At 68.8% G+C, this 20547-nt stretch carries 22 protein-coding genes, 1 tRNA gene and 2 pseudogenes; 10 read left to right on the forward strand and 15 right to left on the reverse strand.

What is annotated here, in order from left to right; genetic code table 11:
- The first annotated feature begins 22 nt into the window (after positions 1-22).
- Positions 23-1465, forward strand: a complete 1443-nt coding sequence (locus NF20_RS12510) for an aldehyde dehydrogenase (protein WP_033712594.1) — start codon at positions 23-25, stop codon at positions 1463-1465.
- Here NF20_RS12510 and NF20_RS12515 read toward each other — a convergent pair.
- Both NF20_RS12515 and NF20_RS12520 read right to left on the reverse strand, forming a co-directional pair.
- The gene (locus NF20_RS12515) at positions 1462-1605 is read right to left on the reverse strand and encodes a hypothetical protein (protein ID WP_050593730.1); all 144 of its coding nucleotides are present in this window, start codon (positions 1603-1605) and stop codon (positions 1462-1464) included. The genes NF20_RS12510 and NF20_RS12515 overlap by 4 nt on opposite strands.
- An 85-nt stretch (positions 1606-1690) precedes the next feature.
- Positions 1691-2923 (reverse strand): IS256-like element IS1245 family transposase, encoded by a 1233-nt coding sequence (locus NF20_RS12520; protein ID WP_011725525.1) that lies wholly within the window; start codon positions 2921-2923, stop codon positions 1691-1693.
- A 383-nt stretch (positions 2924-3306) separates the two neighbouring features.
- Between NF20_RS12520 and NF20_RS12525 the strand changes: the two genes are divergently transcribed.
- Positions 3307-3522 (forward strand): hypothetical protein, encoded by a 216-nt coding sequence (locus NF20_RS12525; protein ID WP_003874885.1) that lies wholly within the window; start codon positions 3307-3309, stop codon positions 3520-3522.
- Between the two features lie 46 nt (positions 3523-3568).
- On the opposite strand, the gene NF20_RS12530 is transcribed toward NF20_RS12525, so the two are convergent.
- The 5 genes from NF20_RS12530 to pgm all read right to left on the reverse strand — a co-directional run bounded on the left by NF20_RS12530 (position 3569) and on the right by pgm (position 7282).
- The gene (locus NF20_RS12530) at positions 3569-3952 is read right to left on the reverse strand and encodes a type II toxin-antitoxin system death-on-curing family toxin (RefSeq protein WP_019732971.1); all 384 of its coding nucleotides are present in this window, start codon (positions 3950-3952) and stop codon (positions 3569-3571) included.
- Positions 3949-4155: a hypothetical protein gene (locus NF20_RS12535; RefSeq protein ID WP_009978381.1), complete on the reverse strand. Its 207-nt coding sequence runs from the start codon at positions 4153-4155 to the stop codon at positions 3949-3951. The genes NF20_RS12530 and NF20_RS12535 overlap by 4 nt, the downstream gene beginning before the upstream one ends.
- 92 nt (positions 4156-4247) lie before the next feature.
- A tRNA-Ala gene (locus NF20_RS12540) sits at positions 4248-4320 on the reverse strand.
- Between the two features lie 56 nt (positions 4321-4376).
- Entirely contained in the window at positions 4377-5546 is a 1170-nt protein-coding gene (locus NF20_RS12545; protein WP_033710394.1) for an MFS transporter, read from the reverse strand.
- Between the two features lie 92 nt (positions 5547-5638).
- Entirely contained in the window at positions 5639-7282 is a 1644-nt protein-coding gene (pgm, locus tag NF20_RS12550; RefSeq protein WP_019732970.1) for a phosphoglucomutase (alpha-D-glucose-1,6-bisphosphate-dependent), read from the reverse strand.
- 101 nt (positions 7283-7383) lie between these two features.
- Between pgm and crcB (NF20_RS12555) the strand changes: the two genes are divergently transcribed.
- Positions 7384-7782 (forward strand): fluoride efflux transporter CrcB, encoded by a 399-nt coding sequence (gene crcB, locus NF20_RS12555; RefSeq protein WP_011725788.1) that lies wholly within the window; start codon positions 7384-7386, stop codon positions 7780-7782.
- On the forward strand, positions 7779-8147 hold the full coding sequence (gene crcB / locus NF20_RS12560; protein WP_011725789.1) for a fluoride efflux transporter CrcB: 369 nt from the start codon (positions 7779-7781) through the stop codon (positions 8145-8147). The genes crcB (NF20_RS12555) and crcB (NF20_RS12560) overlap by 4 nt, the downstream gene beginning before the upstream one ends.
- A gap of 10 nt (positions 8148-8157) precedes the next feature.
- Here crcB (NF20_RS12560) and NF20_RS12565 read toward each other — a convergent pair whose 3' ends face one another.
- Both NF20_RS12565 and NF20_RS12570 read right to left on the reverse strand, forming a co-directional pair.
- Positions 8158-8784: a GNAT family N-acetyltransferase gene (locus tag NF20_RS12565; protein ID WP_011725790.1), complete on the reverse strand. Its 627-nt coding sequence runs from the start codon at positions 8782-8784 to the stop codon at positions 8158-8160.
- 21 nt (positions 8785-8805) lie between these two features.
- Positions 8806-9162, reverse strand: a complete 357-nt coding sequence (locus NF20_RS12570) for a DUF488 domain-containing protein (RefSeq protein WP_009978389.1) — start codon at positions 9160-9162, stop codon at positions 8806-8808.
- 53 nt (positions 9163-9215) lie between these two features.
- On the opposite strand from NF20_RS12570, the pseudogene NF20_RS12575 reads away from it, so the two are divergent.
- Positions 9216-10489 (forward strand): annotated as a pseudogene (locus tag NF20_RS12575) (DUF222 domain-containing protein).
- Between the two features lie 4 nt (positions 10490-10493).
- Here NF20_RS12575 and NF20_RS12580 read toward each other — a convergent pair.
- On the reverse strand, positions 10494-11414 hold the full coding sequence (locus NF20_RS12580) for an HpcH/HpaI aldolase/citrate lyase family protein (RefSeq protein WP_009978392.1): 921 nt from the start codon (positions 11412-11414) through the stop codon (positions 10494-10496).
- Between the two features lie 283 nt (positions 11415-11697).
- Between NF20_RS12580 and NF20_RS12585 the strand changes: the two genes are divergently transcribed.
- The gene (locus NF20_RS12585) at positions 11698-12261 is read left to right on the forward strand and encodes a hemerythrin domain-containing protein (RefSeq protein WP_009978394.1); all 564 of its coding nucleotides are present in this window, start codon (positions 11698-11700) and stop codon (positions 12259-12261) included.
- Positions 12262-12296: 35 nt separating this feature from the next.
- The gene (locus NF20_RS12590; protein ID WP_033710390.1) at positions 12297-13772 is read left to right on the forward strand and encodes a protein adenylyltransferase SelO; all 1476 of its coding nucleotides are present in this window, start codon (positions 12297-12299) and stop codon (positions 13770-13772) included.
- A 7-nt stretch (positions 13773-13779) separates the two neighbouring features.
- Here the strand turns inward: NF20_RS12590 and NF20_RS12595 are convergent, their stop codons facing one another.
- From NF20_RS12595 to NF20_RS12605, 3 genes are read right to left on the reverse strand one after another with little or no spacing between them, the layout of a single operon-like run.
- Positions 13780-14187, reverse strand: a complete 408-nt coding sequence (locus tag NF20_RS12595; protein WP_011725794.1) for a DUF4267 domain-containing protein — start codon at positions 14185-14187, stop codon at positions 13780-13782.
- A gap of 58 nt (positions 14188-14245) precedes the next feature.
- Complete coding sequence (locus NF20_RS12600; RefSeq protein ID WP_003874869.1) at positions 14246-14518, reverse strand: hypothetical protein; 273 nt, start codon at positions 14516-14518, stop codon at positions 14246-14248.
- Between the two features lie 14 nt (positions 14519-14532).
- Positions 14533-15129, reverse strand: a complete 597-nt coding sequence (locus NF20_RS12605; protein WP_033710389.1) for a TetR/AcrR family transcriptional regulator — start codon at positions 15127-15129, stop codon at positions 14533-14535.
- A gap of 96 nt (positions 15130-15225) precedes the next feature.
- Between NF20_RS12605 and NF20_RS12610 the strand changes: the two genes are divergently transcribed.
- Complete coding sequence (locus tag NF20_RS12610; RefSeq protein WP_019684413.1) at positions 15226-16230, forward strand: oxygenase MpaB family protein; 1005 nt, start codon at positions 15226-15228, stop codon at positions 16228-16230.
- Positions 16231-16239: 9 nt separating this feature from the next.
- On the opposite strand, the gene NF20_RS12615 is transcribed toward NF20_RS12610, so the two are convergent.
- Positions 16240-16572, reverse strand: a complete 333-nt coding sequence (locus NF20_RS12615) for a DUF732 domain-containing protein (RefSeq protein WP_003874865.1) — start codon at positions 16570-16572, stop codon at positions 16240-16242.
- Positions 16573-16641: 69 nt separating this feature from the next.
- Here NF20_RS12615 and NF20_RS12620 point away from each other — a divergent pair, with 69 nt between their 5' ends.
- Positions 16642-18087, forward strand: coding sequence for a phospholipase D-like domain-containing protein (locus NF20_RS12620; protein WP_033710388.1), 1446 nt, complete (start codon positions 16642-16644; stop codon positions 18085-18087).
- Between the two features lie 79 nt (positions 18088-18166).
- The gene (locus NF20_RS12625; protein ID WP_033717300.1) at positions 18167-19030 is read left to right on the forward strand and encodes a phytanoyl-CoA dioxygenase family protein; all 864 of its coding nucleotides are present in this window, start codon (positions 18167-18169) and stop codon (positions 19028-19030) included.
- 28 nt (positions 19031-19058) lie between these two features.
- On the opposite strand, the pseudogene NF20_RS26315 reads toward NF20_RS12625, so the two are convergent.
- Positions 19059-20540: pseudogene (locus NF20_RS26315) on the reverse strand (serine hydrolase domain-containing protein); the annotation flags it as partial.
- Between the last annotated feature and the right edge of the window lie 7 nt (positions 20541-20547).

The raw sequence follows: 20547 nt of genomic DNA on the forward strand, positions 1-20547 counted from the left end.
GATATTGGCCCGGGAGGCGCGGATGGACCACGACGCCGCAGTGCGAACCGACGGACACGGCCGGCGCGCCGACGTCATCCGCGTCATCTCGCCGCACACCGAGCGGCCCGTCGCCGAGGTCGATGCGGCGACACCGTCCGACGTCGACGCGGCGGTGGCCGCGGCGCGAGCGGCCTTCGACGCCGGACCGTGGAGCCGCGGCGCGCCGTCACACCGCATCGCCGCGATCCGCCGGCTGGCCGACATCTACGACCGGCGCCGCGCCGAGATGGCCGACACCATCACCGCCGAGATCGGCGCCCCGATCAGCTTCGCCCGGCGTGCCCAGGTGGGCCTGCCCGCCTTCATGATCCGCGCGTTCTGCGACCTGGCCGAGCGCCATCCCTGGCAGGAGACCAGGCCGGGCTTCTTCGGGAGCGACGTCTACGTGCGCAGGGAACCCGTCGGGGTCGTCGCGGCGATCGTGCCGTGGAACATGCCGCAGTTCCTCATCGTCACCAAACTCATCCCGGCCCTGCTGGCCGGCTGCACCGTCGTGCTCAAGCCGGCACCCGAAAGTCCTTTGGACGCACTGCTTTTAGCCGAGATGATCTCCGAGGCCGACCTGCCGCCCGGCGCGGTCAGCGTGCTGCCCGGCGACGCCGCGCTGGGTGCCTACCTCGCCGGGCACCGCGGGGTGGACAAGGTGTCCTTCACCGGCTCGACGGCCGCCGGGCGCGCCGTCGCCGCGGCCTGCGCGGCCAACCTCACCAAGGTCAGTCTGGAACTGGGCGGCAAGTCCGCCGCCCTGGTGCTCGACGATGCGCCGCCGGACAAGGTGGCCGCCGGGGTGCGCGCGGCCAGCCTGTCCAACAGCGGCCAGATCTGCAATGCGCTGACCCGGGTGCTGGTTCCCCAAGCGCGCCATGACGATTACGTCGACGCGCTCGCCGCCCACATGAGCGGCCTGCGGGTCGGCGACCCCGCCGAGCCGGACACCGACCTCGGTCCGCTGGTGTCGCGCCGCCAGCAGCAGCGGGTCCGCGACTACATCCGGATCGGCCAGCAGGAGGGGGCGCGGTTGGTGGTCGGCGGTGCGGATATGCCAGACGGGCTCGACCGCGGCTGGTATGTCCGGCCCACCCTGTTCGCCGCCGCCGGCAACGCCATGCGCATCGCACGCGAGGAGATCTTCGGTCCGGTCATCACCGTCATCCCATACCGCGACGACGACGAGGCGGTGGCGATCGCCAACGACTCCGATTACGGCCTGGCCGGGTCGGTGTGGAGCGACGACACCGACCGCGCGCTGGCGCTGGCCACCCGGATTCGCACCGGCACCGTCGGCGTCAACCAGGGCTACACCATGGACCCGTTCGCGCCGTTCGGCGGTGTCAAGGCCAGCGGCTACGGCCGCGAGCTGGGGCCCGAGGGGCTCGACGGCTACCTCGACACGAAATCGATCGCGGTCGCGCCGAGCGGCTAGCGAACCTCGCTCACCACGTGGACGGCGACGTAACCGATCGGGATGCCGGTCCAGGTGGCGATGCACTCGCGGGCGGCCACCTCGACCGTGGCCCGGCTGGCGGCGCGGGTGACCCTGCCCAACTCGGGGATCCGGATCATCCATCCGTCGGCGTCACGAGTGGGTCACGTCCCGTGGAGTGGTGTAAGAGCGGTCGCGTGTCCGCGTGTGGCTCTGTGGTAGCCACTATGCCGTGAGAGCGGCTGTGGGGGCAATGGTTTCGGCACTTTGGTCACTGACGTCGAGCAGAGCGAGGCTGGTCTCGGAGAGGTAGCGCTTGTCGGCGACCTGCCATTCGTCGTGGGCCTCAACGAGTACCGAGCCGGCCAGCCGTAACAGCGCGGCGGGGTTGGGGAACACGCCGACGACGTCGGTGCGGCGTTTGATTTCCTTGTTCAATCGCTCCAGTGGGTTGGTTGACCAGATCTTTTTCCAGTGGGCCACCGGGAAGTCGGCGAAGGCGGTGATGTCGGCGGCGGCCTCGCGCAACATGGTTTCGACCTTGGGGAACTGGCGGCCGAGCATGCCGGCGATGGTGTCGAGTTGTTCGCGCACGTGCTCGGCGTCTGGCTGGGCGAAGACGGTGCGGATCGCGGCGGCGACCATCTCTGCGGAGCCCTTGGGCACTTGGGCGAGCACGTTGCGCAGGAAGTGCACTCGACACCGCTGCCAGGCGGCCCCGATCAGCACGGCGTCAATGGCACTGCGCAGTCCGGCATGGGCATCGGAGATGACCAGTTGGACTCCGGCCAGACCGCGGGATTTCAACGACCGCAAAAACGCGGTCCAGAACGCCCCGTCCTCGGAGTCTCCGACCTCAAAGCCCAGTACCTCGCGGCGCCCGTCAGCGGCCACCCCGGTGGCGATGACCACCGCCTGCGACACCACCCGATGATTCACCCGGGCCTTGCAGTAGGTGGCGTCGAGGAAGACATACGGAAAGCGCTGATCACCCAACGGCCGGTCCCGGAAGGCCGCGACCTCGGTGTCGAGGTCTTTGCAGATCCGGCTGACCTCGCTTTTGGAGATCCCGGTATCGGTACCCAGTGCCTTGACCAGATCGTCGACCTTGCGGGTGGAGGTGCCGTGCAGGTAGGCCTCCATCACCACCGCGAACAAGCACTGATCGACCCGGCGACGCCGCTCCAACAACGCCGGGAAAAATGACCCGGTGCGCAGCTTGGGAATCCGCAGTTCCAGGTCCCCTGCGACCGTGGACAGCGTGCGCGGACGCGAGCCGTTGCGCTGATTGGAGCGGGTCTCGGTGCGCTCATGGGGAGAAGCCCCGATGAACGCGGTCAACTCCGCGTCGATCAAGGCTTGGTAGATCGTTTCGGCGGCTTGAGTGATCCGCTCACCGGCATCGGCGGTGCGCAGTGCGTCGAGCACCTCCAGCAAGGCAGACTGGTCCAGGGCCATCGCGATGTTCCTCTCGGTAGTGATTCTTGGTCGTTTCACCACAGAGACTCACGCGATGGCCCTCTTACGTCAGGGACCGACACGCCGCCATCACTTACACCACTCCCCGGGACGCTCCCTCACGAGTGACTTCGATGTCGAAGCACTGGCCGACCATCGGGCACTTCAGGCGGGGAGCGACCCGCTGTCGGCGGGCGCTGCGCAGTGCTTGTCGGCGCAGCAATGTGGGCTGAACAGGCATGGCTGCTTTCCTGAGTCGCGGACGAACCGCCGGAAAGAGTAATGCTCTTCGCGGTGAAAACCTAATCGGCGGTCTCGCGGTATAGTGATGTAAGTCACACATCGGCGCGCTCTGTTGCGGGCGTCACACCGGAGGAGATTTCATGGTTGGCGTGGATCGCTCTCGTAAGGCCGTCATCGCCCCCCGTGCCGGTGCGGCTGTCAATTCACATCGCGTGCTCGTCGCCTTCCTGACCGTCACGGTCCTGATCAGTGCAATCGTGGGCGCCATCGCGGCCGCGGCCATGGGGCAACCCACCGCCGCGCTGCTCATCGCGCTGGTGGCCGGCGGGTGGTTCTCGGCCGCAGTGCTCTGCTAGCCGTCGTCTGACTCCGTCGCGGCCGTCGTCGAGATTGCCGTCGGACTCAGTCCTCTTGGTAGCTCCAGCTGCGCAGTCGCTCCGCGATCTCGTCCAGACTGGTCAATGCACCGGTAGCGACTCCGATCACGAAGTCGAAGCGCTCATCCTCCGGCGCTTCAATCCAGTGCGCATTGATGGCCAGGAAGGTCCGGCAGGCCGTCCAAGCGAGTCGCTTGTTGCCGTCCACCAGCGCGTGATTCCGGGCCAGGGAGTGCAGCAGTGCGGCGGCCTTCACATGCAGATCCGGGTAGGCATCCCGGCCGAACGCCGAGGCGCGAGGCCGTGCCAGAGCCGATTCAAGCAAGCCGTAGTCGGCGACCACGACATCGGTCCCGACGGCCGCGCGGGCAATGTCTAGCAAGTCTTCGAGGTTCAGGAACTCGGTCACGCGTCCTTAAGACGCTCCAAAACCCCGGCCTCCTCGCGGACGACCCGTTGCAGCGCCGCGGCAACCTTAGTCTTGTGCGCTCGTCGGGCGATGTATTCGTCGATGGCCGATAACGCAACAGCCTGCATCGAGCGCCCTTCGGCCGTAGCCTGCCGGCGCAGCGCTTCTGCCTGCTGCTCGCTGGGGCGCAAGGTCATTCCCATGAGGAGCGATGATACCAGAGTGATACCACCGTGGAGCGCGCAAAAATCGGCACAGACGAATGCGAAAAAGCTAATGCCGGAATCAAAGTGGGTGGAGCTAAGGGGACTCGAACCCCTGACCCCCACACTGCCAGTGTGGTGCGCTACCAGCTGCGCCATAGCCCCGAGAAGTCGTGCCCATCGAAGCTACACCACCGGTAACCGTCCTTCAAAGTTGCTGTTCACACCGGCTCGACGTCCGACTCCGCCGCCATCAGATCGGCCTCCAGCTCCGTCGCCGTCCGCGTTTCCGGCGCCATCACCCAGCCGACGGCGGCGATCAGCAGGACCACCCCGCTGATGAAAAAGCCCCCGCCGTAGCCGATCTGCTCGGCCGCCCAGCCCACCGCCATGGACCCGACGATGGCGCCCAGGTCCGACATCATCTGCACGGTGGCCACCGGCAGGCCGGCGCGCGCCTCGTTGCCGAGGATGTCGGCGACGGCGGCCTGCAGCGGCGACATGTAGATCCCGGTGACCACGCCGACCACGCCGGCCGCCACCAGGAACACCGGCAGCGACGCGACAAAACCCAGCCAGACCGTCGCCGCCCCGGACGTCACCAGCCCGACGATCAACAACATCCGCCGCCCCATCCGATCCGACAGGTAGCCACTGGGCACCACCGCCAGCGCGTTGCCGCCGGCGAACGCGGCGAGCACCACGCCGATGGTGCCGATACCCCGACCCATGACGTCGGAGACGAACAGCGGGACGAGTGCCATGCGCAGCCCGAAGGCCGACCAGCCGGTCGCGAAATTGGACAGCAGCGCTGACTGGTACGCGCGCACCCGCAGCGCTTCGCGCATCGTGACCGTCGATCGCGTCGGGGGTGGCGGTGCGGCCAGCGCGGAATTGCGCAGGCCGAGGAACAGCACCAGCGCCACACCCAACATCGCGACGCCGTACACGACGAACGGGGCGGTCAACCCCCACCCCGCCGCCAGGCCGCCGACCGCCGGACCGCCGACCGCGCCCACCATGAACGAGGTGGTGAACAGTCCCGCGATCCGGCCACGCGCGTCGGCAGGGCTGATGTGGATCATCAGCCCCAGCGCCGAGACGTAGAACATCGTCGACCCGACGCCGCTGAACACCCGGCACAGCATCAACTGCCAATACGCCTGGGAAAAGGCGCACGCGGCGGTGGACACCGCCACGATCAGCAAACCCCCGATATAGATTCGCCGCTCCCCCAATCGTTCGGTGAGCAGCCCGCTGATCGGCGCAAAACACAACCGGCTCAACGAAAAGACGGTGACCAGGAAAGTCACCGCCTTGATGCTCACCCCGAAGCTGCGCGCAAAGGTCGGCAGCGCCGGCGAGATGACCCCGTAGCCCAAGGCGACCATGACGTTCGCCCAGCTCAGGATCCAGACTTCGCGCGGCAGCGGACCGGGACGCGGCGCACGCTCCCCCAAGCGCGCAGGACGGAGGGAAAAAGTCACCCGATGACTTTATTAACCACCTCGCGCGCGGTTTCCTGCACCTCGGCCAAATGCTGCGGCCCGTTGAAGGATTCGGCATAAATCTTGTAGACGTCCTCGGTGCCGGACGGCCGCGCGGCAAACCAGGCATTGGCCGTCGTCACCTTCAATCCACCCAGCGGGGCGCCATTGCCCGGCGCCGCGGTCAGCTTCGCGGTGATCGGCTCCCCGGCCAACTCGGTCGCGGTCACCTGCTCGGCGGAGAGCTTCGACAACCGGGCCTTCTGGTCGCGGTCGGCGGGCGCGTCGACCCGCGCGTAGCACGGCGTCCCGTACTGCGCGGTGAGCCGCTGATAACGCTGGGACGGAGTCGATCCGGTGACCGCCAGGATCTCCGAGGCCAGCAACGCCAGGATGATGCCGTCCTTGTCGGTGGTCCACACCGAGCCGTCGCGCCGCAGGAACGACGCCCCGGCCGACTCCTCGCCGCCGAATCCGAGGGTGCCGCCGATCAGTCCGTCGACGAACCACTTGAAGCCGACGGGCACTTCGATCAGCTTGCGGCCGAGGCCGGCCACCACCCGGTCGATCATCGACGAGCTCACCGCGGTCTTGCCGACGGCGATGCCGCCCGGCCAGGACGGCCGCTGGGTGTAGAGGTATTCGATGGCCACGGCCAGGTAGTGGTTCGGGTTCAGCAGGCCCCCGTCGGGGGTGACGATGCCGTGCCGGTCGGAGTCGGCGTCGTTGCCGGTGGCGATCTGGAAGCGGCCGGGGTCGGCGGTCACCGTCCGGATCAGGCCCGCCATCGCATCCGGCGAGCTGCAGTCCATCCGGATCTTGCCGTCGTGGTCGAGCGTCATGAACCGCCACGTCGCGTCGACCAGCGGATTGACCACGGTCAGGTCCAGGTTGTGCCGCTCGGCGATCTCGCCCCAGTAGTCCACGCTCGCCCCGCCCAGCGGGTCGGCGCCGATCCGCACGCCGGCCGACCGGATGGCGTCGATGTCGACCACGTTGGGCAGGTCGTCCACGTAGTTGCCGAGGTAGTCGTGGCGTTGCGCGGCCCGCCGGGCCCGGGCCAGCGGCACCCGCTTGACGCCGGCGCCGTCGCGCAGAATCTCGTTGGCGCGCTTGGCAATTGCGTTGGTGACGTCCGAGTCGGCGGGCCCGCCGTTGGGCGGGTTGTATTTGAAGCCGCCATCCGAGGGCGGATTGTGCGAGGGCGTGACGACGATGCCGTCGGCCAGCGCCTCGGTGCGGCCGCGGTTGTAGCTCAGGATGGCGTGGCTGACCGCCGGGGTGGGCGTATAGCGGTCGCGGGAGTCGATCATGACGACGACGTCGTTCGCGGCCAGCACCTCCAGCGCCGATACCCAGGCCGGCTCCGACAGGCCGTGCGTGTCCCGGCCGATGAACAACGGGCCGGAAATGCCGTGCGCGGCGCGGTACTCGACGATGGCCTGGGTGATCGCCAGGATGTGCGCCTCGTTGAACGCCCCGGCCAGCGCCGAACCTCGATGACCCGACGTGCCGAACGCCACCTGCTGGGCGACGTCGCCGGGATCGGGCTGAATCGAGTAATAGGCCGTCACCAGGTGGGGCAGGTCGACAAGGTCTTCGGGTTGGGCCGGCTGACCGGCGCGAGAGTTGGCCACCATGATTTCCAATTCTGCCCGTCTCCGTGTCGCCCCGGCGGCGCCGGTGTTGCGAGCCCCCATACGCTGCATAGCGCAGCGGCGAACGAAGGGAATTCACGCCAGTGGCGCAACACGACTACCGCGAGTTGGCCGCGGTGTTCGCCGGCGGGGCGCTGGGTTCGCTGGCTCGCGCCGCGCTGAGCGCGCTGGCGGCGGGCGACCCGGCGAGCTGGCCGTGGCCGACGTTCACGGTCAACATCGTCGGCGCCTTCCTGGTGGGTTACTTCACCACCCGGTTGCTGGAGCGATTGCCGACGTCGAGCTACCGGCGCCCGCTGCTGGGCACCGGATTCTGTGGCGGACTCACCACGTTCTCCACGATGCAGGTCGAGACGCTGACCATGCTCGAACACCATTACTGGGGCCTGGCGGCCGGCTACACCCTGACCAGCATCGCGGCCGGGTTGTTGGCCGTGCACCTGGCGACCAAACTGGTGCGCCGGGTCCGGGTGCGCCGATGACGACGGCCGCGGTCTGGGTCGGCGTCGCGCTCATCGGCGGCGTCGGATCGGTGCTGCGATTCGTCGTCGACGGTGCGGTGGCGCGCCGGGTGTCGCGGCCGTTTCCGCTCGGCACCCTCGTCGTGAACCTCAGCGGCGCAGCGCTTCTCGGCTTCCTGGGCGGCCTGGCGCTGAGCAGGGAGGCGGCGCTGTTGGCCGGCACCGCGTTCGTCGGCGCCTACACCACCTTTTCGACCTGGATGCTGGAGACGCAGCGCCTGGGCGAGGAGCGTCAGCTGCGCGCGGCGCTGGCCAACGTCGTGGTCAGCGTCGTGCTCGGTGGGGCGGCGGCGTTCATCGGACAGCAGCTGGCCCAGTTGGTGTGAGCGCGCGCCGTCAGGCGTCGCGGCGCCGGGGCACGTCGTCGGGGGTCCGTGGCAGCACGTAGAGCGCCATGCGCCGGTTGGCCATGTCATGCTCGCCGAGAAACGTGCACCCGCTGCGTTCACAGAACTTGCGCGCCAACACATTACGGTGGTCGGGATCGAACATGATCCGCCGGCAGCGCGGATCGAGCGAAAACAGGCTGACCACCAGATGCGGCAGCAGATAGCTGACATGGCCGCGCTCGATGTGGTCCAGATCCGCCACCGCGACGTGCAACCCCAGATCATGCGGGTGGTGCTCATATCGAGTGGCGATGGAATCCTTTGCCGCCCGGTACAATTCGAGATACGCGCGGTCCACCCCGTCCAGCGTGGCGATCAGCGGGCGAGAGAACTCCCCGTCCAGCTGGGCCCGCAGATAACGCCGCCACCGGGCCAGCGGCCAGTTGGACTCCCAGGCCTGCACCAGATGCGGGCGGCTCATCCACTCGCACACCGTCTCCGCGTCGGCATCGGGGTCGACGACCCGCAACCCGTAGGGCTGCGGCAATGCCGGAACGGGCGGCGCCGGGACACCGCGAATCGCCTCGGGAAGATCGGTCAACTCCCGCGGCAGAATGGGCTCGACGCCGCTCATCCGCCCGACCGTTGCCCGCGCTCAGCCGCTTTTCAGCAGCTCGGCCAGCACGGCCGCCTGGCTGATGTCCAGGTCGCGGGTCGCGGTGACCAGGGTGACCGAGCCGCGCTTGGCGAGCGCGCGCAGCTCGTCGAGCGCCGGGTTGCCCCGCAGTTCGCTCTTGTATCGCGACGTGAATTCGTCGAACCGCTCCGGTTCGTGGTGGTACCACTCGCGCAGCTGCTTGGACGGTGCGACGTCCTTGCACCAGATGCCCACCCGCGGATCGTCCTTGCGCACGCCACGCGGCCAGATCCGATCGACCAGCACACGCTGTCCCTCGTCGGGACCGACCTTGTCATAGACCCGCGCCACCTGGATCCGCCTGCCGGCGCTCATCCATCCAGGCTAGCGACGGGCGGGCGTCAGCGGAACCTGCTAAGGTCGAACACGTGTTCGAATCACGGATGGCGGTCGACCCGGCGGCCGGCGAATCGGCGCTGATAGAGCGCATCTCCGAGCTGGAGACGCTCAAGTGCGCCGCCGCCGCGGCCCAGGCCCGGGCGGCGGCCGCACTGGACGCGGCGCGCCGAGCGGCCGAAGCGGCCGCCGGGGTGCCCGCCGCGCGCCGCGGACGCGGGTGGCCAGCGAGGTCGCGCTGGCGCGGCGGGATTCGCCGGCGCGCGGCGGTCGGCATCTGGGCTTCGCCAAGGCCCTGGTGCACGAAATGCCGCACACGCTGGCGGCGCTGGAGTGCGGGGCGCTCTCCGAATGGCGGGCCACACTGATCGTGCGCGAGAGCGCCTGCCTGGACGCCGAGGACCGTCGCGCCCTGGATGCGGAGCTGTGCGCCGACCCGGCGGGCCTGAGCGGCATGGGCGACGCGCGGGTGGCCGCGGCCGCCAAGGCGATCGCCTACCGGCTCGATCCGCATGCCGTCGTGGAGCGGGCGGCCAAGGCGGAGAACGACCGCACGGTCACCATCCGGCCCGCGCCCGACACGATGACGTACCTGACCGCGTTATTGCCCGTGGCCCAAGGGGTTTCGGTGTATGCCGCGCTGCGCCGCGAGGCCGACACCCGCGGCGACGGGCGCCCGCGCGGACAGGTCATGGCCGACACCCTGGTGGAAAGGGTCACCGGCCGCCGCTCGACGGTGCCCACCCCGGTCGCGGTCAACCTGGTGCTGTCCGACGAAACGCTGCTCGGCGGTGCGGATGCGCCGGGCGAGATCAGTGGCTACGGCCCGATTCCCGCGGCGGTCGCCCGCCGCATGGTCGCCAACGCGGCCGCCGACCCGAGGTCGCGGGCCACCCTGCGCCGGCTCTACGCGCACCCGCGGGCCGGGGCGCTGGTGGCCATGGAGTCGCGGGCGCGCCTGTTCCCGCAGGGGCTGGCGCGGTTCATCGGGCTACGCGATCAGCGCTGCCGCACCCCGTACTGCGACGCGCCGATCCGGCACCGCGACCACGCACAGCCGTGGGCCGACGGTGGCGCGACCAGCGCCGGCAACGGCCTGGGGCTGTGCGAGCACTGCAACTACGTCAAGGAAACCTCCGGCTGGACGGTGAGCGCCGGCGTTGACGAAACCCACACCCACACAGCGCTTTTCACGACGCCCACCGGCCAGACCTACCGGTCGACGGCCCCGCCGCGGGCTCCCGCGATCACGATGAGCACGGTCGAAGTCCGCGTCGCCGTCGCGTTCGCACGACATGCCGCCTGACGCCTCAGTAGTGGTAGGTGTCCGACGGCGCGGGTGAGTGGTCGCGTTCTTCCTCGTCGATGTCCAGCGCCTCGATGCCGTACGCGCGAGCCAGCTCGAGGATCTTGGTGGCCCGGGCGATGCGGGGCAGGTCGGAGCCGTTGCGGATCTCTCCCCCGTCACGCTCGAACTCGGCGAAAAACTCTTTCGCCCAAGCTATTTCGTCCTGCGACGGCGACAGGCCCTCGTTGACGACGGAACATTGGTCCGGGGTCAGGCAGATCTTGCCGGTCATCCCGAATTGGGTGGACACCGCGGTGGCCTCGATCAGCTTCAGCGGATTGGAGCCGATGGTCGGCCCGTCGATCGCACTGGGCAGGTCGGCGGCCTTGGAGGCGATGGTGAAGCGGGAACGAGTGTAGGCGAGCGTGGCCGGGTCCTCCCCGAAACCGGTGTCGCGGCGGAAGTCACCGATGCCGAAGGCGAGCCGGAAGGTGCCCTTGGTGGCGGCGATCTCGGTGATGCGCTCCAGGCCCCGGGCCGTTTCGACCAGGGCGACGATCGGCACGTCGGGCAGCCGCTTCGCCGTCTCGGTGACGTGGTCGACCGATTCGACCATCGCCAGCATGACCCCGCCGACCGGTGTGCCGGCCAGGGCGGTCAGGTCGTCCGCCCACCAGGGGGTGCCGAAACCGTTGATGCGCACCCAGTCGACGTTGCCGGCGCGCAGCCAGCTCACCACGTTGTCGCGGGCGGCGTTCTTGTCCTTGGGCGCGACGGCGTCCTCGATGTCGAAGACCACGATGTCAGCGCGGGAGTCCACCGCGGACTGGAACCGGTCGGGATGCGTGCCGTTGACCAGGAGCCAACTCCGGGCCAGGACCGGGTCGATGCGGGAGCCGATGTCGTCGGGCTCGGCGGCGCTGCTGTTGACCTGTTCGTACATTTCGGCTGATCTGTCGTCTCTGTGTGTTCCGGACGGGCGTGTTGTCCCTAACCGTAGCGAGTATCCCGGACCCGTGGTTTCAGTTACCCCGCCCAGTCGCCACTCGAGGTCACTTATGGCAGCGCACCACGAGCCGCCAAGACCGCCGCCAAGGATGAAACCGGCTGTGCGCCAACGCGATACGCGCCACCGTTTAGCGATTCGGCCGGCGGGTATGCCTGGGCCAGCCGCATGCAGCCCGAACGTGCGTATCCCACTCTGCCGGACACAGGAGGTATCGGCGATGGCCGACATGATTGTCAAATCGCCCGACGAAGTCGTCGCGTTCCTGAAAGCACAGCACAACCTCATCGAGGACATGTTCGACCAGGTGCTGCACGCGACCGATCCCAAAGCGCGCGAAGAGCCGTTCGCGACGCTGCGCCAATTGCTGGCGGTGCACGAAACCGCCGAGGAAATGCTCGTGCATCCGCGGGCACGCAAGGAGGCCGATGCCGGCGACGCGGTCGTCGACGCCCGCTTGCACGAAGAGCACAGCGCCAAGGAACTGCTGTCGGCGATCGAAAAGCTGGACAGCACCACGGACCAGTTCCTCGACGAGGTGACGAAGTTGCGAGAAGCCGTGCTCGAGCACGCCACCCGGGAGGAAAACGAGGAATTCCCGGCCCTGCAGCGCCTCGACAGCGACGACCTCAAGCGGATGGGCACCGCGGTGCGCGCCGCCGAGGCCATCGCCCCGACCCACCCGCATCCCGGTGTGGAATCGGCGACGCTGAATTTCGCGGTCGGCCCGTTCGCCTCGATGCTCGATCGCGCCCGCGACCTGATCGGCCGGGCCATCGGTTAGCCGGGGCCGGCCCGAGTTTCCGTACCCTCGGTGAGATGAGCGTCGCACCGGAGACCACCGTCGCCCTGCAGGACCGGTTTTTCCGCGAATTACCGGAACTGGCGGTCCGCTGGCAGGCCGAGACCTTCCCCGAGCTGCGGCTGCTGGTGCTCAACGAACCCCTGGCCACCCAGCTTGGCCTCGACACCGGCTGGTTGCGCGGTGCCGACGGGCTGCGGTTCCTGACCGGAAACCTGGTGCCCACCGGCGCCGCCCCGGTCGCCCAGGCCTACGCCGGGCATCAGTTCGGCGGCTTCGTCCCCCGGCTCGGCGACGGGCGCGCCCTGCTGCTCGGTGAGCTGGTCGACGACGAGGGTCGGCTGCGTGACATCCACCTCAAGGGATCCGGTGCGACGCCGTTCGCCCGGGGTGGCGACGGGCTGGCCGCGGTGGGCCCGATGCTGCGCGAATACGTCGTCAGCGAGGCGATGCACGCGCTGGGCGTGCCGACCACCCGATCGCTGGCCGTGGTCGGCACCGGGCGCCCGGTGTACCGGGAGGCCACGCTGCCGGGCGCGGTTCTGGCCCGGGTGGCCGGCAGTCACCTGCGGGTGGGCAGCTTCCAATACGCCGCCGCGACCGGCAACAGGGACCTGCTGCGCCGGCTGGCCGACCACGCGATCGCCCGCCACCATCCCGGCGCCGCGGACGCCGAGCAGCCCTACCTGGCCCTGTTCGAGGCCGTCGTCGCGGCCCAGGCGTCGCTGATCGCCCAGTGGATGCTGATCGGGTTCGTGCACGGCGTGATGAACACCGACAACATGACCATCTCCGGGGAAACGATCGACTACGGGCCGTGCGCGTTCATGGAGGCCTACGACCCCGACACGGTGTTCAGCTCCATCGATTTCTGGGGCCGCTACGCCTACGGCAACCAGCCGGTCATCGCCGGATGGAACCTCGCCCGCTTCGCCGAGACCCTGCTGCCGCTGTTCTCGGAGAACACCGACGAGGCGATCGCACTCGCCGAGCGGTCGTTCGGCGTCTTCCAGACCCGTTATGACGCGGTGTGGGCCGCCGGGATGCGGGCCAAACTCGGCCTGCCCGCGCAGGTCGACGCGGAATTCGCGGCGGCGTTGATCGACGAACTGCTGGCCCTGCTCAAGGCCAACCACGTCGACTACACGTCCTTCTTCCGCCAGCTCGGCCGGGCGACGCGCGGCGACGACAGGTCGGCCGCCGAACCGGCCCGCGAAATGTTCATGGACCTGCCCGGCTTCGACGCGTGGTTGGCGCGCTGGCGGGCGCTGGGTCCCGACGCCGACGCGATGGATCGCGTCAACCCGATCTACATTCCGCGCAACCATCTGGTCGAGGAGGCGCTCGCCGCGGCGACCGACGGCGACCTCGACCCGCTCGACCAGCTGCTCGCCGCGGTGACGGCGCCCTACACCGAACGCCCGGGCTTCGAGCGCTACGCCAGCCCCGCCCCCGAGGACTTCGGGAAGTACCAAACCTTCTGCGGCACTTGAGGTTACGTTAGCCGGTTTCTTCGGCCACGACCCGGGCTGGCCGGCGCTTGGCCGGGCGTACCGCGCCCCACAACCCGGTCGCGATCCCGACGGCGGCCCCGCCCAGGCCGATGATCTTCTGCGACGCCTGCAGCTGGTCGTGCACGCTCAGCCCGCCGACCAGGTCGGACACGTCCGCGCCGGCGGAGGCCAGGAACCAGCCGCGGGTGTTCTTGCCGCGCAGCGCCGACCCGGCGAGCAGCGCACCGATCAACGCGTCGCGATAACCCATGGACCGCAACAACAGTCGCGCGGTGGGCGTCGGCTCCTCGGGATCGCCCCACAACTTGTTGGCGCGCAGCGGATCGACGAGGAAGGAGACGCCGGAGGCCAGCCGGATGGTGCCCGCAAGGAGGCCGAATCGGTCGATGGACATGGTGTGTCAGCCTAGGAGCAAACGGTGCCGTCGCGCACGTGTTCGGAGCGAAAGTCGGCTACGGCGTAGGGCACGCGTCGGCGATTTGCAGCGACGCCGGCCACAACGCCGTGGCCACCCCGAAGGCCGCGACATCGGCGCCGGCGGGCCACACCGCCTCGATCCGCGCCTGGATTCGGTGGGTCTGATCGGCGTGAAAAACGGTCCACGCGAAGCCGATACACAGGTAGGGGATCGCCAGCCACACCGCCAACTCGATCAGCGCGCCGACGCTGATCTGGTGTCGCAGCACGCGCCGCACCGGGTCCATCGCATTGTCGATCCGCGCCATGACCGCACTCCCCGCTACCGCAGCACCAGCTTCGAAGCGTGATCGACGACGGCGTCGAGATCACCGCCCAAATGACCGGCCAGCCACTGCTGGGCAAGCTCGGCCATGGCGCCGGTGTACATGGCCGCGGCCACCTCCGCGGCCACCGGATCGGAGCGCGGATTCAGACGCCAGCCCTCGCTCAGCACCCCCTGGCGCAACATGTCCTGGGTGGCGCGGCGCCGGGCTGCCAGCACCGGGTTGGTGCGGGCATCGGTGAACAGCACCCGGCCGCGGCGCGGATCGGCCGAGGAGAAGCCCAGCACCGCTGCGATGCCGGCCCGGGTCCGGGCGCGCAGCGAATCGCCGGCCTGCTCGATGGCGGCCGCGATCACTTCTTCGAGTTGCTCGCTGACCCGGTCGTAGACCGCGCCGAGCAGGTCGTCGGTATCGCGGAAGCTCTCGTAGAAGTACCGGGTGTTCAACCCGCACTCCCGGCACACCGAGCGCACCGAGACGGCCGCCTCTCCCCCGCTGCCGAACAGCCGATACGCGGCCTCGACCAGCAGCGCACGTCGCTCGGCGCGGCGGTCCTTGAGCGGTACACCGGCCCACCGGCTGGGGCTGGACATCCCTACAGCCTAAGTCGACATCGCCCCGGTCTTGTCACACCTGTAACCAGAAACATATTCTGGTCACGGCCGTGACCAAAGTTTGAGGAGTGCGCTGTGTTCCTGCCACACCAGATCATCGGGCAGCTGATCAACAAGCAGTTGGACGACAACATGCGGCGGTATTTCTTCCGCGGCATGGAGTTCGCGGCGCCCGTCGGCGATCCGGGCTGGTTCGGTCCGGACAGCGCCGTGTGGCGGGTGCATTCGCACCTGCCGGCCTTGATCTTCGGCCTGCAGTGTGCGGCCTTCATGGAAACCCTCGACCCGTCGATCTACTGGATGGGCATGCATCACTCGCGACTGATCAAGCGGGACAGCAACGGCAACCCGGTGTCCCACGTGCCGGTCATCGATCCCGAGGGTGCGGCGACCCGGCTGGGCCACTCGGTGGCGTTCTTCATCGGCACCGCCTACGGGTCGACCGAAACCGCCGAACGGCTGGCGAAATCCGTGCGGGCGATGCACCACACCATCAAGGGCACTCGCCCGGACGGGGCCCGCTACGACGCCGACGATCCCGAATGGCTGCGCTGGAACTACGCGACGGTCGTCTGGGGCATCGCCACCGCGCACGAGCTGTATCACCCAATGCCGTTGCGCGGCAAGGCACTCGACCGCTATTACGGCGAGTTCGTCCGCGTCGGGCACGCGCTGGGAGGCACCGATCTGCCCGCCACCAAGGCCGAGACACTCGAGTGCCTGGAATCCTACTTGCCGAAACTGGCTGTCACGCATGGCAAAGCGATGGGCACGGGGCCCAACGTGGCCATGCCGCAGGCCGCCGTCGACTGGGCCATCCGCGACACCATGCCGAAATGGGCCAAGCAGATGTTGCAGCACCGCGACTGCAACATCATCGAGCGCACCGCCCGTCGCAGTGCGGTGTGGGCGATCATCAACGGCATCCATGCCGCGTCGGGCCCGGCCCCGGAGTTCCGGCAGGCTCAGGCCCGGGTCAGGGGTGGCACCACCGTCCCGCACACGGTGCCGAGCTACGTGCTGGGCACCGACCAGGTGCGCAGCCGCGCCGAGGTCGAGCGCAGCTTCCAATCGGTGTAGCGCCGGTAGCTAGCCCGGCCCGACCCGCTGCCCCAGATGCTGGGGACAGTAGGCACTGGCCGCGATCATGGTGAACTGAGCGGCGCCGTCCACCGTGAACCCCGGATTGCTCGACGACACGTTCTTGATGACCTCGACCTGAGGGCTGCCCTGGTCCATCAGCTCGCAAGCCCGTTTGCCCACTTCAATGGCGGTCGCCGGGTTCTGGTAGGTGATGCCGGCCTGGTTGAGCGCGGCCAGGAAGCTGGCGTCGGATCCCGTGGTGCCGGCCGGATCGGCGTGCGCCGGCGCGGCCATCCCGGCCAGCGCGGCGAAGCCGGCGAGCAGCGCAAGCATTCGCATCGCTTCATCCTCGTACAGACGGGCCGCCGACGCATCCCGGCCCCCGGCTGGGGTGTGGTACACAGTCGTATGCCCGCGCTGCTGACCCCCGGCCAGACGTGCTGGCGCACGGCGCGCGCCGATCGGTTCGCCGCCATCATCGACGCGGCTGACTACTTCCGGCACGTCAAGGCGGCGATGCTGCGCGCCCGCCATCGAATCATGCTGGTCGGCTGGGACTTCGACTCCCGCGTGACCTTCGAACGCGGCGACAAGACACTGCCCGGCCCAAACCAGTTGGGCGCCTTCCTTTTTTGGATGGTGCGCAAACGCCCGGCCCTGCAGATCCACCTGCTGAAGTCCAACCTGCGCCTGCTTCCGGCGCTTGACGGCCTGTGGTTCGGGCTCACCCCGGTGTCGCTGCTGAACCAGATCAGCAGCAGGCGAATGCACTTCGCCATCGACGGCGCCCACCCGGTCGGCTCGGTGCATCATCAGAAGATCGTCGTCGTCGACGATGCGGTGGCGTTCTGCGGCGGTATCGATCTGACCCTCGACCGGTGGGACACCCGCGCGCACGAGCACACCAGCCGGCGCCGCCGCACAGCCGGGCGCGGCTACGGGCCGCGGCACGACGTCGGGGTGGCGGTCGACGGCGCGGCGGCACGGGCCCTCGGCGAGCAAGCCCGCACCCGGTGGCAGACCGCCACCAAGCAATCGCTGTCACCGGTCACCGCCAAACACAGCGCGTGGCCCAGCAAGCTGCGGCCGACCCTGCGCAACGTCGACGTCGGAATCGCGCTCACGCTGCCGGATCTCGACGATCGGCCCGAGGTGCGCCAGGTCGAGGCGCTCAACCTGGCCGCCATCGCGGCAGCCCGCGACACCATCTATGTGGAAAACCAATACCTGGCGTCGCGAACCATTGCCCAGGCACTGGCGCAGCGGCTGCGCGAGGAACACGGCCCGCAGATCGTCATCGTGCTCGCGCGCAAAGGCAACAACCCGCTGGAACGCGGAACCATGGACACCGCGCGCCACCGCCTGATCCGACTGCTGTGGGACGCCGACGAGCACCATCGCCTCGGTGTCTACTGGCCGGTGACCGACGGCGGTGCGCCGATCTACATCCACTCGAAGGTGCTGGCGGTCGACGATCGGCTGTTGCGCATCGGCTCGTCGAATTTCAACAACCGGTCGATGGGGTTCGACAGCGAATGCGACGTGGCCATCGAGGCGCGCGGCTCGCAGCACGACGACGTGCGGCGCGAAATCACCTCGGTGCGAGACGAATTGGTGGCCGAGCATCTCGGTGTACCGGTCGCCACCCTGCAAGAGGCGATCGCCGATCGCGGGTCGCTGCTGGCCGCGGTCGAGGAACTTCGCGGCGACGGCAAGACGTTGCGGCCGTTCACCGAGCGCACCGTGGCCAACGAGGCCGGCCCGCTGGCCGAAAACGAGCTGATGGACCCCGACCACGTTCCCCGGTCGCTGACGCGCAGCGTGCAGCGGCTCATCACCGGCCGGCGGGGCTGACCCGCGGCGATTCGGGTGGGGGTCGGGCCGAACCCGGCCTACTGTGGACAGCAGCGCCGGCGGACTAAGGACGAGCAACATGAGCATCGACGACGAATCCGTGACCACGCTGGAGGACCTCAGGGGCGATCTGGCGCAACGGTACAAGCGGACGCCGACCGGCGGGAGTTCGGTGGACAGCGCGATCGTCGAGGCCGACATGGCCGCACTCGACCGCGACGGCTACGTCATCTGGGAGAACCTGCTCAGCACCGAGCAGTGCGCGCAGATTCGCGAGACCGTGCGGCCCTGGCTCGGGCACACCGGGCGCAACTCGTTCGAGGGCCGGCGCACCCAGCGCATCTACAGCGTGCTGAGCCGCACCCGAGTGTGTGATCGGCTGGTCGACCATCCCCGGGTGCTCGCGGTGCTCGACCGGTTGCTGATGCCCAACTATCTGCTTTCGGCGTTGCAGGCCATCAACATTCAGCCCGGCGAGGCCGCGCAGCTGGCGCACCACGACGACGGCTTCTACCCGGTTCCGCGGCCGCGGGCCCCGCTGGCGGCGGCCACCATCTGGGCGATCGACGACTTCACCGCCGACAACGGCGCCACCGTGCTCTACCCGGGCAGCCAGCGCTGGGGCAAGCGCCGGCCGGCCCCCGACGACGAGGCGATACCCGTCGTGATGCCCGCGGGTTCGTGCGTCTTGTTCGTCGGCACGTTGTGGCACGGCGGCGGCGCCAACACCACCGACCGCGATCGCCTCGCCGTCACCGCCCAGTACTGCCAGCCGTGGCTGCGGCCGATGGAGGCCTTCACCCTGTCGGTGCCGCGCGACATCGCGCGGACGGTCTCCGACGACATTCGCCGCATGCTGGGCTACAGCATCCACCCGCCGTTCGTCGGCGCGGTCGACGGCCTCCATCCGTTGCGGCTGCTTGAAATCGAGCCGAACGCATAGCTTTTGGGTCTTCAGCGCTACGGCGGGCGGCGCCGTAAAGGTGTAGGGCCCGGGCGGCGGCGGTGGCCACGTCACCGCGCAGATTCGAGATCGGCGGGCTGCCCCGCAGGTGGATCGAGTTGGACAGCAGGATCACGTAGGTGTCCGAGCCCGGGTCCATCCACAGCGTGGTTCCGGTGAATCCGGTGTTGCCGAAGCTGCCGATGGGAAAGACGCGTCCCCGCGGCCTTGAGTAGCCGGTGTCGATGTCCCAGCCGAACCCGAACAGGTTCTGCCCCTTGATCGCCGGATAGTTCGGCGTGCCTGACCGGGCGGCACGGTTGGCCGCTTCCAGTTGTCGGGGGTCATGGTCCGGTTGCTGCGGTGTCGTCATCAGCTCGACAGTGCCCTGCTGCAGTGGAAAGTCACTCGGGCGCCCGGCCAGCCGATCCAGCAGGGCCTGCGCATAGACGCCGACGTCGTGCGCCGTGGAGAACACGCCGGCGTTGCCGGCCACGCCGCCCATCCGGCGGGCCGTCGGGTCGTGCACCGTACCCCGCAGCAGGGCATAGTAATCCGGGTTCTTGCTCGGGTCGTCCCTGCTTTCCTCGTCACGTGCAGTCGGCGCGATGCGCGGCAAAAGTGTTGTGCGCCAAGTCCATTCGGGGCACTCCGTCGTCGGCTCGCCGTTCGGCGCCCAGGCGATCGCGGCTCCCCGGATGATATGCGGGCCGCACGCCTTGGCCGGCGGAAGATACCGGGTGTCGTGCATGCCGAGCGGCCCGAACACGTGGTGCTGCACGTAGTCGTCCTCGTCCTCGCCGGTGATCTTCTCGAGCAGCGCGCCGAGCAGCAGGTAATTGATGTCGGAGTAGCGGAACTCCCCGGCGGGTGCCGACTGCAGCGGCGTGGTGAGCGCGCGATGGATGCCCTCTGCCTTGTCGGGTCCGGCCAGCCCCCACGGATCCCGCAGGCTGACGTCGATGCCCTCTCCCGACGTGTTCGTCAGCAGCATGCGAATCGTCACCTTCGTGCGCTGGGGATCGTTCGTGGTGTTGAAGTCGGGCAGATACTTCTGCACGGGATCGTCGAACGCGACCTTGCCCTGTTCGTAAAGCTGCATCACCGCCACCGCGGTGGCCAGGCACTTGGTCAGCGACGCCAGGTCGAAGATCGTGTCCTCGGTCATCGGCTCCGCGGGTGCGGGCGCCCCGTCCAGCCCGGGTTCGCCGGCGAGCTTGCGCGAACCGTACGCCTGGTGGAAGACCACCTTGCCACCGTGGCCGACCATCACCACGGCGCCCGGCAGCCCCCGCGCGGCGATCGCGTCGTTCACCAGCTTGGAGATGGTTGTGAAATCTTCTGCGGGAGAAGTCGATTCGGGAACCAGCGACGCATGTGGCGTCATCGACGCCGGCGGGGCCTCGCTCGGCGAGGTATGCACCACACGGCCGGTCGAGGAAGCCGCCACCAGGGTGAGCAAGATGGTTGCCAGGACCAGGACATTTCGCACCGATGGGTGACCGGGCATGAGGCAA

This window comes from Mycobacterium sp. MAC_080597_8934, from assembly GCF_000523975.1.
Taxonomy (GTDB): domain Bacteria; phylum Actinomycetota; class Actinomycetes; order Mycobacteriales; family Mycobacteriaceae; genus Mycobacterium; species Mycobacterium avium.